We start from the raw sequence: 13988 nt of genomic DNA on the forward strand, positions 1-13988 counted from the left end.
CCAGGGCAATGCCTCGACCGGGCTCGGCATCCGCCACGCCCAGCGCAAGACCACCCTCTATGACGTGCTGATGGGCGAGGTGCCGATCACCCAGGCCGTGGTCAAGACCGAGCTGCCGGGCCTGGACCTGGTGCCGGCCGACCCGGACCTGTCGGGGGTCGAGCTGGAGCTCGGCCAACAGGCGCGGCGCTCCTTCAAGCTGCGCGACGCCATCGATCCGATCCGCCAGTCGGGCGCCTATACCTATGTGCTGATCGACTGCCCGCCGTCGCTCAACCTCTTGACCGTCAACGCCATGGCCGCCGCCGACGCGGTGCTGGTGCCCCTGCAGTGCGAGTTCTTCGCCCTGGAGGGTCTCAGCCAGCTGATGCGGACCATCGAGCTGGTGCGCGGCAGCCTGAACCCCAATCTGGAGATCCAGGGGGTGGTGCTGACCATGTACGACCGGCGCAACAGCCTGTCGGAACAGGTGGCCAGCGATGTCCGCAGCCATTTTGGACAGACCGTCTATCAGACCGTGATCCCCCGCAATGTCCGGGTTTCGGAGGCGCCGAGCTTCGGCAAGCCCGTCCTGGTCTATGATTTGAAGTGCGCCGGCAGCCAGGCCTATCTGAAGCTTGCCCGCGAAGTGGTGACGCGCGAGCGCGATCGCCGCGCCCAAGCCGCCTGAGGATCCTATGATGGCAGAGAAACGCGGGCTTGGCCGGGGGCTCTCGGCCCTGCTGGGCGAGGTTGAGGAAACGCCGGTGACGGGTGGGGCGGCTGCGGCGGCTGGCCTGCGCGACATCCCGATCGAACTGATCCACCGCAATGAGAAGCAGCCCCGCTGGGTCTTCGCCGAGACCGAGATCGCCGAGTTGGCCGCCTCGATCCGCGAGAAGGGCGTGCTGCAGCCGATCCTGGTGCGCGCCGCGCCGGAGATGGACGGCCATTTCGAGATCGTCGCCGGGGAACGCCGCTGGCGCGCCAGCCAGCTGGCCGGGCTGCACGAGCTGCCCGCCCTGGTCCGCGACCTCGACGACGCCCAGGTCCTGGAGATCGCGGTCATCGAGAACGTCCAGCGCGCCGCGCTGAACCCGATCGAAGAGGCCAGCGCCTATCAGCAGCTGGTTGAGATCCATGGCCGCAGCCATGGCGAGGTCGCCGACGCGGTTGGCAAGAGCCGGGCCCATGTCGCCAATGCCGTGCGCCTGCTGAACCTGCCGCCGGAAGTCCGCGACTATGTGCTGAGCGGCCAGATCAGCGCCGGCCATGCCCGGGCGATCCTCAGCGCGACCGATCCGGTGGCGCTGGCCGAGCAGGTTATCGCCCGGGGCCTGTCGGTTCGTGAGACCGAGGCCCTGGCCCGCAAGTCGGCCGGTGGTCCATCCGCCGCCCCGAAGTCCGCCAAGGCGCCGCTCGCCAAGGACACCGACACCCAGGCGCTGGAGGTCGATCTGTCCGAGGTCCTGGGCCTGAAGGTCGAGGTGCTCGACCGCGGCGGGGTCGGCGAGCTGCGTATCCGCTATGCGACGCTGGAGCAGCTGGACGAGGTCTGCCGCCGGCTCACCAAGGCCTGAAAAACCCGCCTTGGAAATGGCGTCTGTGGCGCACAGAACCGGCGCGACCGTAGCCAAGGGCGGCCCATTCTCTACAATCGCCTGTGGATAAGCCGAAATCCGTCCCTAAGCGGTTCTGAAACCGAGAGAAATCGGTCCGGCGGGAAGACGGCGCAAACGCGCTGAAATCAGCGTTTTTGACCCCCGCGTACAAATAGTTCTCCGTCTCCCCCGTTTGGGAGACGGCGCCCTACCCTTTCCCTACTGACAGGGTGCGGTCGCGGGCGGCGCGCCACTCGTCGGCATAGTCGGCGTCGCGATAAGCCGGGAAATAGGGGCCGCCCCGGGTGAAGTGGGCGATGCGGGCTTCGGCGTTGAACGGGTACTCCCCGACCAGCCAGTTCCATGCCAGCGGCAGGGCGCCGATCAGGCCGTCGTCCTCCAGCCACTTGAACTGGTGCAGCTCGAGCCCGGAGGCGGTGTTCACATAGTCCGGGGTCAGGGCCCGGCAGAGCGCATTGTTGAACAGCATGACGCTCGACCAGTTCTTCTTGGCGTAGCGCGACTGGACATGGCCCAGGAACTTCACGGCGTCGCGGGGCTCATAGGCGTGCTGGCAGACCATCACCGCCTTGGTGGGATCGGCGAGCGCGAACAGCTCGGCAAGGTCCGCCCGCACCAGCATGTCGCAGTCCATGAACAGCGACCAACCCTGATAGTCCGACAGCCAGGGCGTCAGGAACCGCGACAGGGAGAATTCGGTCGACTGCAGGCCGTCGCGAGGCCTGGTAAAGACCGAAGCCAGGTTGCGCAGATTGATCGGGGTCAGGCGCACCGGCTGGGACGCGGTCTCCAATATGCTCTGGCAAAGGGTGTGATAGGCGACGATCTCGTCACCGTCGTAGCCGATATGGATATTCAGCATGCCGGCGCCTTCTCTAGAGCCCGAGACGGCGGGCGCGCCCGGCGATCTGCAGGGCCAGGCGTTCGGCGATCAGATGGTCCGGGGAGCCGGCGGTCTTGCAGGCCTTGTCGGCGGCCAGCACGTCCGGCTGCAGGCGGTCCAGCTCGGCCAAAGTCCAGCTCCTGGCCTGGCGCAGGAACTCGCGCTCCTGCTTCCAGAACACGCCCGAGGCCTTGGCGGCCTCCTGCAGGCCCGCGCCGCTCTTGGCCAGGGTCAGGGTGCGGCGCAGGCGGCCGAGATAGCTGCCGATCGCCCGGACGGCGGCGGGACCCGCCTCCCCTTCCTGGGCCGCGCGGCGCAAGCCAGCCTGGGCCTCGCCGAGCCGGCCGCCAAAGGCGTCGGCGGCGGCGTCGGACAGCGAGGCCTCGGGCTCTACGCCCAGAAAGTCCTCGAGGTCCTTCGGACTGGCCGAGATCCCCGAACCCGGGCCGAGAAACAGCGCCAGGCGCTCGATCTCCTGCCGCGCCACCCCCCGCTCCTTGGGCATGCGGCTCACGAACATGGCCAGCGCATCGGAGGTGAGCGAGACATTGTCCTTGGCCAGGGTCTCGCGGACCAGCCGGGCCACGTCGCCCGGTTCGTCCTCGTAGCAGGGGATGGTCGCGCAGGCGGCGGCCTTCTCGGCGGCCTTGCGCAGGCCGGAGTCGCGCCCCAGATTGCCGGCCTCGATCAGATAGAAGGCGTCGGGATTGAGCTCGCCGGCCATGTGCCGGACCAGGGCCTCGGCCGCTGTGCGGTCCGGCCCGACCTTGTCGGAGCCCAGCTTCAGCCGCACCAGCCGGCGCCCGCCCATCAGCGACTGGGCCGCCAGCTCGCCCTCCAGCCGGCCCGCCTCGGCCTCGATGTCGACATCGGTCAGGAGCGCGGTGTCGAAGGGATCGTCAGGCCGGTCGCAGACCTTCAGGGTCAGCTGGTTGGCGCGGTCGCGCACCACCCCGATATCGCGGCCATAGATCAGCGCCGCCCGGATCGCCCTGTCGGGTTGGCCCAGGAAGCGCTCGATATCAGGCCGTCGGGCGAGGATCATCCCCCGGCTCTTAAGGCTTCTTGGGTGTCTTCGGCTTGGTCAGCCAGGTGGCGAGCTCCAGCTCGATCTTGCGCGCCGCCTCCCCCGCCGCCCGGTCCTGGGCGTCCTGCTGGGCGGCGATCGAGGCATAGGGCTGGTCGGCGGAGTCGTAGGTCACCTCGACCCGCACCCGACCGGTCTTCACCGTCGCGCCGGTGGAGGTCGAGACCAGGGTGTAGACCGCACTCAGCACATATTCATAGCGGGTGGCGACATTGTCGACCCGCACCCCGCGCGGATAGCGAGCCTCGCCCAGTTGCAGGTCCATGCGATAGACGGCGGGCGCATTGGAATTGTGCGCCAAGGTGTCGTCCAGGTGCTCGCGGATCAGTTCGCCAACCCGGCCCTCCGGGGTGGTGACATGCACCGCCGACAGGGCGCTGGCCACGCCAGGGGTTCCATAGAGCGGGGTGAAGCCACAGGCCGACAGGCCGAGGCCGGCGGCGGCGAGGAGGGCGGCGACCGCCAGGGCGGAGAGCGGGGTTCGGGTCATCATCCTCACGCGGCCACGATATTGACGATGCGGTCCTTGACCACGATCACCTTGCGGATGGTCAGGCCCTCTAGGCGCCGTGTGATCTCGGGATCGTCAAGCACCAACTTCTCCACATCGGCGGGTTCCGCCCCGGCGGGGGCGGAAATCTCGCCGCGACGCTTGCCATTGACCTGGACCGGCAGGATCCGCACGGCGTCCTCGGTGAGGGCGACGTCGAAGTCCGGCCAGGGGGCGTGCACCACCATGCCCGACCCGCCGACCCGCGCCCAGCATTCCTCGGCCAGATGGGGGGTGAAGGGCGAGATCAGCCGGGCGAAGGCCGACAGGGCCTCGGCCCGGGCCGCCAGCAGGGCGGGGCTTGCGCCCTCGGCCTTGTGCTCCTTCAGCGTGTTCAGGAATTCGTACAGCCGGGCGATGCCGGAATTGAACCGGAAGGTCTCGATCGCCTCGGTCATGGCCTTGATCAGCCGGTGGACGGCGCGTTGCACCGCCTTGGCCGCCTCGTCGCCCGCAATATCGGCTGCGGCGACCGTGGCGGGCTGGCTGTCGAACTCGTCCCAGACCCGGTTGACGAACCGCCAGGCGCCGGCGACGCCGCCGGTCGTCCACTGGGTGTCGCGCTCCGGCGGGCTGTCGGACAGCACGAACAGCCGTGCGGCGTCGACGCCATAGACGTCGAAGATCTCTTCCGGGGCGACGGTGTTCTTCTTGGACTTCGACATCTTCTCGACGTCGCCGATCATCACCGGCTCGCCGGTTTCGACGATGACCGCGCGGCGGCTATTGCCCTCGGCGGTGATCTCGACCTCGCCGGGCTCCAGCCATTCGCCGCTTTGGCGGCGATAGGTCTCGTGGGTGACCATGCCTTGGGTGAACAGGCCGATGAAGGGCTCCTTGGCGCTCAGCATGCCCGCGTCGGACAGGGCCCGGGTGATGAAGCGCGAATAGAGCAGGTGCAGCACCGCGTGCTCCACCCCGCCGACATATTGGTCGACCGGCATCCAGTAGTCCGCGGCCTCGCGGTTGATCGGCTCGGGCGAGGTCGGGTCCGTGAAGCGGGCGAAGTACCAGGAGCTGTCGACGAAGGTGTCGAGCGTGTCGGTCTCGCGCCGGGCCGGGCCCGCACAGGTGGGGCAGGTGGTGGTCTTCCAGGTCGGATGGCGGTCCAGGGCGTTGCCGGGCTTGGAGAAGTCCAGGTCCAGGGGCAGGGCGACCGGCAGCTGATCCTTGGGCACGGCGACCACGCCGCACGTCTCACAATGGACCACCGGGATCGGACAGCCCCAGCCGCGCTGGCGGGCGACGCCCCAGTCGCGCAGGCGGAACACCGTCGCGCCCTTGCCCGCGCCCTGGGCTTCGATGCGGGAAATCGCCTCGGCCTTGGCCGCCTCGATGTCCAAACCGTCCAGGAAGCGGGAATTGAAGATCCTGCCCGGGCCGACATAGGCCTCGGCCCCGACCTGGAAGGACGAGGCGTCCTCGCCGGGCGGCAGCACCACCGGGGTCACCGGCAGGCCGTACTTGCGGGCGAAATCCAGGTCGCGCTGGTCATGGGCCGGGCAGGCGAAGATCGCCCCCGTGCCGTAGTCCATCAGGATGAAATTGGCGATCCAGACCGGCAGCTTCCAGTCGGGATCGAAGGGGTGGGCGACGGTCAGTCCGGTGTCATAGCCGATCTTCTCGGCGGTCTCGATCTCGGCTTCCGAGGCCCCGCCCCGCCGGCACTCGGCGATGAAGGCGGCGGCCTTGGGGTCGGCGGCGGCGATCTGCTCGGCCAGGGGATGGTCCGGCGCTATGCCCGCGAAACTCGCCCCGAACAGGGTGTCGGGCCGGGTGGTGTAGACCTCCAGCCCGCCCTCGAAGCCCGCCGGGGCCGGATCGGAGAACGGAAACGAGAACCTCAGGCCCTTGGAGCGGCCAATCCAGTTCTCCTGCATGGTCCGCACCTTGTCCGGCCAGCGGTCCAGGGTCTTCAGCCCCTCCAGCAGGTCGTCGGCATAGTCGGTGATGCGCAGGAACCACTGGTTCAGCTTGCGCTTCTCCACCACCGCGCCGGAACGCCAGCCGCGGCCGTCGACCACCTGCTCATTGGCCAGCACGGTCTGGTCGACCGGATCCCAATTGACCACGCCCTCGCGCCGATAGACCAGGCCGCGCTTCCACAGGTCCAGGAACCAGGCCTGCTGCTGGCCATAATAGGCCTCGTCACAGGTGGCGAACTCACGGCTCCAGTCGATGGACAGACCCAGCTGCTTCAGCTCGGTCCGCATCTTGGCGATGTTGTCATAGGTCCAGGCGCGCGGATCGACGCCGCGCTCCATGGCCGCGTTCTCCGCCGGCAGGCCAAAGGCGTCCCAACCCATGGGGTGCAGGACATTGAATCCCTTGGCCTTCATGTAGCGGGCCTTGACGTCGCCCAGGGCGTAGTTGCGCACATGGCCCATGTGCAGACGTCCCGACGGATAGGGGAACATCTCCAGCGCATAGTATTTGGGCCGACCGCTCGAGGGCGGTTCGGCGCGGAAGACGTCAGCCTCAGCCCAGGCGTTACGCCACTTGGGTTCGGTCTCTTTCGGATTGTAGCGGGCCATGGGCAGGCTTTAGCGTGGTTTCAGGTGATAGGGAAACCAGGCGCGCACGGGAAAACGCGCGACCTGGCGGGCAGGCGCGCGTTCGACCGTTTCGTCTTTGAAGGTCGCCCGAACGCCCCGCCTCAGGAAGGGCTTGGGGGGTGTCAGCCCCGGATGTTCGAGAGCCGAAGCTGGCGGGCCCGGGTCAGGATGGCGTTTTCGATATCCGTCTCGGTCTGGCCCGCCGTGGCGGTGTCCGCCCAGGCGCCGCCGGCGTCCTTGGACTGCTTGAACACCGCGACCTTCAGGCCGTCGGCGCGCAGGCGCGAGTCCAGGATGTAGACGGTGCACTTGAAGCGCTCGTCCGGCTTTTCCGGGTTGGTGTACCAGTCGGTGATCACCGTGCCGCCATAGGGGTCGGCCGAGGACAGCGGCATGAAGGACAAGGTGTCCAGCGTGGCGCGCCACAGATAGCCGTTGACGCCGATGGCCGGTTGGTCGCCCGGCGTCGAAGCCTTGGCGCCACCGCCGCCCAGCAGGTGAAGAGGATTGAAGCCGCCAGGCTCCTGGGTCTGGAAGGTCCGGGGGCCCGGACCACTTGAGCAGGCGCCAAGCGCCGCCACGCTCAGGGCCATCGCCCCGGCCGCAACGCCTCGCATCCAGACTCCGCGCACAAACGGCATATGTATCCGCTCCCAACAATTGATCCGCGTCGGTGAATTCGCCGCGCGGCGCCGCCCCGCGCCGCGCCCTCTATAACAACGGCTTTTGAACCTCCAAACAGGAATCGCGTGGCATGGTCGCCACAGAAGCAAGCGAACCGTCTCAATGTGACCTCTGCGACGTCTGAACGTATTGACCCTGGCGGCCCCCTAAGCCTAAGCCGGATCAACGGTCTCGCCCAAAACGGGCGGGGTCGGGGCTATGGGGGCCCAAGAAGGTGGTCATGTCCAACCGGACGGTCATTTCGTTGATGGGTGCGGCGCTCCTCGTGGGCGTGGCGTCCTCGGCGCATGCCGAGACGGCGAAGAAGATCACCGATTTCACCGTGCGCAGCGACGCTTCGACCCTGGCCCCGCAAGGGACCAAGTCGTTGAAGTGGGACGCGCGCAAGGGGCGCTGGGGGGTTACGCTGAACCTCGACCAACCGGTCGGGCGTGACGCGCAATGGAATGACATTCAGGCCGGGGCCTATTTCCGGGTGACGCCGTCCCTGCGGATCGGCGGGGCCGTGGCCCTGGGCGACAAGATCGTCCAGACCTACAAGCAGACCGAGCCGCAGGACAGCGCGCCCCGGGTCAAGCTCGAGACCGCCTTCAAGTTCTAAGGCTTTCCACCGCCGCTATGCCGATCACGCCCGTGGACAGCAGTCTGCGGGCTGTTTTGTCGTTGATCCCGCCCAGGGCGTAGACCGGCGAGGCGGCGCCGCGGACGACCTGGGCCAGCCGCAAGGTCCCGATGGGTTTGCCCGCCGAGGGGCTGGCGGACGGAAAGATCGCCGACACCACCACGGCGTCGGCCCGAACCCGGGTCGCGCGGGGACCGTGAGCGGCGGCGGTGACCAGCCAATGCGGATAGGTGCGGCGAAGCGCCGGCGCCCTGTGAGCCAGCCGTTCCGGCAGGTGCACCCCGTCGGCGCCCGCCCGCGCCGCCAGGCTGGCGTCCGCACCGATCAGCAGGATCAGGCCCCGCGCCCGGCAGATGGCCTTCAGCCGCCGGGCTGCGGCCAGGGCGTCGGGGGCGCCGAAGGCCCGATAGACCAAGGCCGTTCCGCGCGGCAGGGCGCGGGCCATGGCCTCGACATCGGGGGTGCGCTGGGGGTCCGTGAAGGCCAGCAGGGCGGGCAGGGGCTTTCGCGCGACCGCCTTGCGCCTTAAGGCTTGCGCCGTCCTCGCCACTGTCCAGAAGCCTGAGCCCGAAATGTCCGCGTCCCCCGCCCTTGACGACGTGCTCGCCCGCATCGCCAGCGCAGCCGAAGCGGCCGGCCGGGCGCGCACGGATGTGACCCTGGTGGCGGTCTCCAAGCAACAGGCTTGGGAGAAGGTGGCGCCGGTGCTCGCCGCCGGCCAGACCGTGTTCGGCGAGAACCGGGTGCAGGAGGCCATGGAGCGCTGGACCGAGCGGCGGGCCGGGATCGAGTTGCGGCTGATCGGTCCGCTGCAATCCAACAAGGCCCGCGAGGCGGTGGCCTTCTTCGACGTCATCGAGAGCGTCGACCGCGAAAAGATCGCCCAGGCGCTGGCGGAGGAGGTCCAGAAGCAGGCCAAGGCCCCGCGCCTCTATGTCCAGGTCAATACCGGCGAGGAGCCGCAGAAGGCCGGGGTGATCCCCTCCGACGCTGACGGCTTCATCACGGGCCTGCGCCGGACCCATGGCTTCGAGATCGAGGGGCTGATGTGCATTCCGCCGGTGGGCGAGCCGGCCGGGCCGCATTTCGCCCTGCTGGCCGCCATCGCCGCGCGCAACGGGGTTCCCAAGCTCTCCATGGGCATGAGCGATGACTTCGAGACCGCCGTGCGGTTCGGGGCGACCAGCGTGCGGGTGGGCTCGGCCCTGTTCGGCGGGCGCGCGCCGCCTCAGGCCTGAACGATCGCCACGGCGTCGCCGGGCCGGGCTTTCTTCAGCAATTCCAACAGGTCCTCTCGGACCAGGGCGACGCAGCCCTCGGTGGGCGTATAGCCGTCGCGGGCGATGTGCAGGAAGATCGCCGAGCCCTTGCCGGGAACCGGCGGGTCGTCGTTGTAGGCCAAGATCCCGATCAGGTCATAGACATGGTCCTCCCGCCACAGATGCTCGGCGCTGGCCGGGTAGGGCAGACGGACCGGGGTGTTGTAGGCCGGGTCGGCGGGGGCGTCGCACCAGCCGTCGTCCGGCCCGATGGCCTGGGCGGGGAGGGCGGTCAGGGGCGGCGGGCCGCGATCGGGCCGGTAAAGGATGCGCCGCAGGGCCCAGGTTCCGAGCGGCGAGGCGCCGTCGCCCTCATGCTTGTCGGCGGCCGTCTTCACCCCGCCCTTTCCCAGGGCGCAACGGGTTTGCCGCCCGTCCAGATCGAAGCGTCCATCTGACATCGCCGTGAAGATCACGCCCAGGCTCCTCGAAGGATTGGCGGGGACGCCCGACACGGTGCATGTTTCCGCCCATGGCACAACGCAAGACCCTGCTCGTTGTCGACGACAACGACGATCTGCGCGGCGAACTCGCCGAGCAGCTCGAGCTCCATGACGAATTCACCGTCTACCAGGCGGCCACGGCCACCGACGGCGTCCGCGAGGCGGTGGAACGCCGCCCGGACCTGATCCTGCTGGACGTCGACCTGCCGGACATGAACGGCCGCGAGGCCTGTCGCCAGATGCGCGACAAGGGCGTGACCTGCCCGGTGATCATGCTGACGGCGGCCGACACCGACGACGACACCATCCGCGGTCTCGACGCCGGGGCCAATGACTATGTCACCAAGCCCTTCAAGGTCGCGGTGCTGCTGGCCCGGATCCGCGCCCAGCTGCGCAGCCACGAGCAGTCGGAGGGGGCGGTCTTCCACCTGGGCGGCTACGAGTTCCGCCCCTCGGCCAAGCTGCTGGTCGATCAGGCGCAGAAGAAGATCCGCCTGACCGAGAAAGAGACCAACATCCTCAAATACCTCTATCGGGCCGGCGAGAAGCCGGTGAGCCGCGAGGAGCTGCTGGCCGAGGTCTGGGGCTATAACGCCGGCGTCACCACCCACACGCTGGAGACCCATGTCTACCGGCTGCGCCAGAAGATCGAGCCAGACCCCTCCAACGCCAAGCTGCTGCTGACCGAGGCGGGGGGCTACAGGCTCGCGCCCTGATCGCGGTTCAGACCACGAAATCCGCGCTGACCGGGGCGTGGTCGCTGGGGCGCTCCCATTCTCGGACGTCGTCATGCACCCGGGCCGCCGCCGCGCCCAGGCGGAAGGCCGCTTCGCGCAGGCCCGGCGAGATCCAGATGTGGTCGAGCCTGAGCCCTCGATTGGAGGCCCGGAAGTCGGCGGCGCGATAGCTCCACCAGGAGAACAGCTTCTCGGGGTCGGGGATCGCCTCGCGGACGATATCGGTGAAGCCCAGGCTGGTCTTCAGGGCGGCCATGGCCGCGATCTCCGGCGGAGTATGGCTGACGGTCTTGAGCATCTGCCGGTGGCTCCAGACGTCATATTCGCCCGGCGCCACGTTCAGGTCGCCCACAATGGCCAGGGGGGCGGTCGGATCGCGGGTCGCCATCTCGGCGGTCAGCTTCTCGAAGAAGTCGAGCTTGTGGTCGAACTTCGGGTTCTCGGCGCGGTCGGGGATGTCGCCGCCGGCCGGGATGTAGAAGTTCTGGATCTCGACGCCGGCCACCTTCACCCCCACCACCCGGGCGTGACCCTCGCGGCAGACCGCGAGCTTCGGCGCGTCCTCGATCGGATGGCGCGAGGCGATGGCCACCCCGTGCCAGCCCTTCTGGCCGGCGATGCGGATGTGCGGCAGGCCCATCTCCTCGAAGGCGCCGCGCGGGAACTCGGCCTCCTGGCATTTGATCTCCTGCAGGCACAGGACATCGGGGGCCTGTTCGGCCACGAAGCGGGCGGCCTGCTCGGCGCGCAGGCGGACGGAGTTGACGTTCCAGGTGCAGATACGAAGGCGCATGCCAGAGGCTTTAGCCCAAAAGAAAACGCCCGGGCACTGGAGAAGCCCGGGCGTAGTGATGTCTCTCATGCCGCGGCCGGGAGGGGATAGGTTCCGGCACGGATCACGCCGGCTCGCACTGGCGTCATGCGTGGCATTATTGCCACTGGCAGAATGAAAGGTCAATTAACGCGATACAAAATCTTGCGTGTTGTCCGATTGTCACATTCGAGCCCGTCCGACCGCCTTCGGCCGGGGGTCGTTGAGCACGAACAGCGACGGCGCCAGGCCGCTGGTTTTCTCCAGGTTGGTCAGGCGGATACGGGTCGCGCCGCCCTGGGCGTCGGTCACCGACCAGCCCACGAGGGCGATGGGATCGCTGGAGAAGGTCAGGGTGATTTCCCCCTCGGCTTCCTTGCGGCCGTCGCGGGCGGTGAGCGAGAACCCGTCGGCCATGCGCGAGACGCTGCGCACCACCACGCCCCGGTCCAGGCGGATCTGGCGGGCCAGGAAGATCGACAGCGGCGTGGCCATCAACGGATAGCGGTCGAAGGTCTTCAGCCGGGAATCGGCGATCGAGACATTGGCCCCGTCGGCCACCACCAGCAGGCCGGAGGGCGCCTCATAGGCGAAGCGGGCCTTGCCGGGCCGCTTCAGATAGAGCGATCCCTGGGTCATGGTCCCGCGCATGTCGGTCTGGACGAAGCGGGCCTTGGCCTCGGTCAGGTCCTGCAGATAGGCGGCGGCCTTGTCGACCAGGGCCCGGTCCTCCGCCGAGAGCGGGGCGAACCCCGGCCGTTGGGCCAGGGCGGCGCCGGGCAGGCCGAGCGCCGGCAGGGCGGCCAGGCCGAGGGCGAGATGGCGACGGGTGAGGCTCATGGACCAGGCTCCGGATTCCAGCGCAGACGCCTATGGCCGCGCGACGGCGTCAATAGGGCGACCGTCCTGAACGGGCGATGAGCGCCGCTGTTCCGCGTCGTCTGACGGATCGCGTCAGCCGGGTTGCGACAGGCGGAACACCTTGTCGATGGGCCGACGCGGGATGATCACCTCGATGAAGTGGGTCTGGTTGCGGAAGATGCGGGTCTGGGTCAGGGCCTCGCGGGCCTGAAGGTTCTCGGCGTGCAGCTCGACGCGGCCGAGCGCCATCTCCTTGGCGGAATCGAAGTATTTCACATTGCGCCCCGGAGGCGCCGCCGAGATGGCGACCGCCAGGGCCGCGTTCTGGTCATAGAAGATTTTCATCAGGTCGGTGTGGTCGACGAACAGACAGCGATAGGCCGATGAGGTCGAGTTGTTGTGGACGTCCTCGAGCACGTCCTTGTGGAAGGTGATCACGGTCCGGTCGCGGGACTGGCTGCTCTTGGTTCCCGGATCGGAGAATTCCAGGAAGTAGTCCTTCACCAGGTTCCCATAGTCGTCGGTGACCTTGACGATCAGTTGCAGGTAGCGGTGGAAATGTTCGGGGCCGGGGTTGTCCTGGCCCTCGAACACGGCGTTCCGCGCCGCCTGATAGGCCGGGTCGTCCTCACTGTCGAAATCGCCCAGGGCGCCGGTCGCGGTGGTGATCGCCTCCCAGTCCTGGTGGATCGCCGCATAGTCGGCCGGGCTGGCGCAACCGAGCGCCTGCAGGATCAATTGACCCAGCCGCGCGCCGGTGACCGCCCCGGCCCGGCCGTTGGTCTCGGGATGGGTGACCTCCCCATGGTCGCGCTCCGGCAGGACCGCCAGGGGGATCTTCAGGTCGCCGGTCCGCGAGGGCCAGGCTCGAATTTCCGGACCGCCGGCTGGGTTGGGCCTGGAGAAGTCCAGGGTCATGCCGACCACGTTCAGATTGCCGGCCGGGACCCGCACCGTGCCGTCGGAGCCGTCCTCGTTGACGATCTGCTGCAGCCCGGTGTCATAGGCCCGGGTGCCGATGATGACGAAGGGCCAGACCTGGCCGCCGCCGAAGGGGCTGACCGCCGTCTCGCCCGCCCGCGCCTGTTCCGGCGGCTGCAGCAGGTCGCGGCGGGTCAGGTTCCACTGGTAGGGAGAGGCCAGTTCCAGGGCGTTCAGCATCTCCTGGCCGGTCTCCAGCCGGTTGGTGATGCCCTTGACCAGGCGGCCGATCATGCTCTTGCCGATCGCCGCCAGCCGGGAGCCGAAATTGGCCGGGGCCAGCATGACCAGGCGCTTGACCGGACAGCCGCCGCCATCCGGATAGCAGGTCGTCATCCATTCCCGCGCCACCAGGGCCCCGGTGGAATGGACGATCAGGTCGAAGCTGGGGGCGAGCGTCCCGTCGGACATCAGCCCGTCGATCACCACCTTCATCCGCTTGGCCACGTCCTCGACCCTGACATCGTCATCCAGCGAGATGTAGTCGCCCAGCCAGATGTCGGTGGTCGGGTGGCCGTGGGCGCCCAGCCAGTCGCGCAGCGGCTGGAAGGAGGCGGAGGTGTCGCTCCAGCCGTGAAGGATCGCCAGTCTGCCCGCCATGGTCGTTCTCCGCCCCATTGTCCTCAGGGGTTGAGCATCTCGCGCGCGCGCGCCGCTGGCAAGCGGTCAGCGGAAGCCTGACAGCTCCGGTCGGCGATGGTTCCAGCCCGACACGGCCTCGAAGGCCTGGGCCAGGGCGACCACCGTGGCCTCGTCCCGGGGCTGGCCCATGATCTGCAGGCCGCCGGGCAGACCCTGGTCGGTCAGGCCGCAGGGCAGGCTGGCGGCCGGCAGGTCCAGATAGTTGGCGGCCC

At 68.5% G+C, this 13988-nt stretch carries 16 protein-coding genes; 5 read left to right on the forward strand and 11 right to left on the reverse strand.

Annotation, left to right across the window (positions count from 1 at the left end; translation table 11 throughout):
• Together Q7P21_RS13820 and Q7P21_RS13825 are read left to right on the forward strand one after the other, a co-directional pair.
• The coding region (locus Q7P21_RS13820; protein WP_304177530.1) for a ParA family protein at positions 1-670 on the forward strand (670 nt) is incomplete at its 5' end.
• Positions 671-677: 7 nt separating this feature from the next.
• Positions 678-1559, forward strand: coding sequence for a ParB/RepB/Spo0J family partition protein (locus Q7P21_RS13825; RefSeq protein ID WP_304177531.1), 882 nt, complete (start codon positions 678-680; stop codon positions 1557-1559).
• A 229-nt stretch (positions 1560-1788) separates the two neighbouring features.
• On the opposite strand, the gene Q7P21_RS13830 is transcribed toward Q7P21_RS13825, so the two are convergent.
• From Q7P21_RS13830 to Q7P21_RS13850, 5 genes are all read right to left on the reverse strand, one after another.
• A complete protein-coding gene (locus Q7P21_RS13830) occupies positions 1789-2463 on the reverse strand; it encodes a hypothetical protein (protein ID WP_304177533.1) in 675 nt (224 codons plus the stop codon).
• Between the two features lie 13 nt (positions 2464-2476).
• Positions 2477-3529 (reverse strand): DNA polymerase III subunit delta, encoded by a 1053-nt coding sequence (gene holA / locus Q7P21_RS13835; RefSeq protein WP_304169050.1) that lies wholly within the window; start codon positions 3527-3529, stop codon positions 2477-2479.
• Between the two features lie 10 nt (positions 3530-3539).
• Positions 3540-4064: an LPS assembly lipoprotein LptE gene (gene lptE, locus Q7P21_RS13840; RefSeq protein WP_369685432.1), complete on the reverse strand. Its 525-nt coding sequence runs from the start codon at positions 4062-4064 to the stop codon at positions 3540-3542.
• A gap of 2 nt (positions 4065-4066) precedes the next feature.
• Entirely contained in the window at positions 4067-6655 is a 2589-nt protein-coding gene (gene leuS / locus Q7P21_RS13845) for a leucine--tRNA ligase (RefSeq protein ID WP_304177535.1), read from the reverse strand.
• A 143-nt stretch (positions 6656-6798) separates the two neighbouring features.
• Positions 6799-7293 carry a DUF3576 domain-containing protein gene (locus tag Q7P21_RS13850; RefSeq protein WP_304169045.1) on the reverse strand — a complete coding sequence of 165 codons (495 nt, stop codon included), beginning with the start codon at positions 7291-7293 and terminating at the stop codon, positions 6799-6801.
• A gap of 287 nt (positions 7294-7580) precedes the next feature.
• Between Q7P21_RS13850 and Q7P21_RS13855 the strand changes: the two genes are divergently transcribed.
• Positions 7581-7961 carry an NtrZ family periplasmic regulatory protein gene (locus Q7P21_RS13855; protein ID WP_304177536.1) on the forward strand — a complete coding sequence of 127 codons (381 nt, stop codon included), beginning with the start codon at positions 7581-7583 and terminating at the stop codon, positions 7959-7961.
• On the opposite strand, the gene Q7P21_RS13860 is transcribed toward Q7P21_RS13855, so the two are convergent.
• On the reverse strand, positions 7951-8532 hold the full coding sequence (locus Q7P21_RS13860; protein WP_304177537.1) for a thiamine phosphate synthase: 582 nt from the start codon (positions 8530-8532) through the stop codon (positions 7951-7953). The genes Q7P21_RS13855 and Q7P21_RS13860 overlap by 11 nt on opposite strands.
• 22 nt (positions 8533-8554) lie before the next feature.
• On the opposite strand from Q7P21_RS13860, the gene Q7P21_RS13865 reads away from it, so the two are divergent.
• On the forward strand, positions 8555-9220 hold the full coding sequence (locus Q7P21_RS13865) for a YggS family pyridoxal phosphate-dependent enzyme (RefSeq protein ID WP_304171308.1): 666 nt from the start codon (positions 8555-8557) through the stop codon (positions 9218-9220).
• Here Q7P21_RS13865 and Q7P21_RS13870 read toward each other — a convergent pair.
• On the reverse strand, positions 9211-9717 hold the full coding sequence (locus Q7P21_RS13870) for a L,D-transpeptidase (RefSeq protein WP_304171306.1): 507 nt from the start codon (positions 9715-9717) through the stop codon (positions 9211-9213). The two genes, Q7P21_RS13865 and Q7P21_RS13870, sit on opposite strands and share 10 nt — an antisense overlap.
• Before the next feature lie 56 nt (positions 9718-9773).
• Here Q7P21_RS13870 and Q7P21_RS13875 point away from each other — a divergent pair, with 56 nt between their 5' ends.
• The gene (locus Q7P21_RS13875) at positions 9774-10460 is read left to right on the forward strand and encodes a response regulator transcription factor (RefSeq protein ID WP_304171312.1); all 687 of its coding nucleotides are present in this window, start codon (positions 9774-9776) and stop codon (positions 10458-10460) included.
• Between the two features lie 7 nt (positions 10461-10467).
• Here Q7P21_RS13875 and Q7P21_RS13880 read toward each other — a convergent pair whose 3' ends face one another.
• From Q7P21_RS13880 to Q7P21_RS13895, 4 genes are all read right to left on the reverse strand, one after another.
• Positions 10468-11274, reverse strand: coding sequence for an exodeoxyribonuclease III (locus Q7P21_RS13880; RefSeq protein ID WP_304177539.1), 807 nt, complete (start codon positions 11272-11274; stop codon positions 10468-10470).
• A 201-nt stretch (positions 11275-11475) separates the two neighbouring features.
• Positions 11476-12132 carry an outer-membrane lipoprotein carrier protein LolA gene (locus tag Q7P21_RS13885; RefSeq protein WP_304171302.1) on the reverse strand — a complete coding sequence of 219 codons (657 nt, stop codon included), beginning with the start codon at positions 12130-12132 and terminating at the stop codon, positions 11476-11478.
• Positions 12133-12246: 114 nt separating this feature from the next.
• Entirely contained in the window at positions 12247-13734 is a 1488-nt protein-coding gene (locus Q7P21_RS13890; RefSeq protein ID WP_304171300.1) for a triacylglycerol lipase, read from the reverse strand.
• 66 nt (positions 13735-13800) lie between these two features.
• Positions 13801-13988, reverse strand: a 188-nt coding sequence (locus Q7P21_RS13895) for an amidase family protein (protein ID WP_304177541.1), incomplete at its 5' end; no start/stop codon positions are given.

Source organism: Phenylobacterium aquaticum (assembly GCF_947378715.1).
In the GTDB taxonomy this organism is placed as follows: domain Bacteria; phylum Pseudomonadota; class Alphaproteobacteria; order Caulobacterales; family Caulobacteraceae; genus Phenylobacterium; species Phenylobacterium aquaticum_A.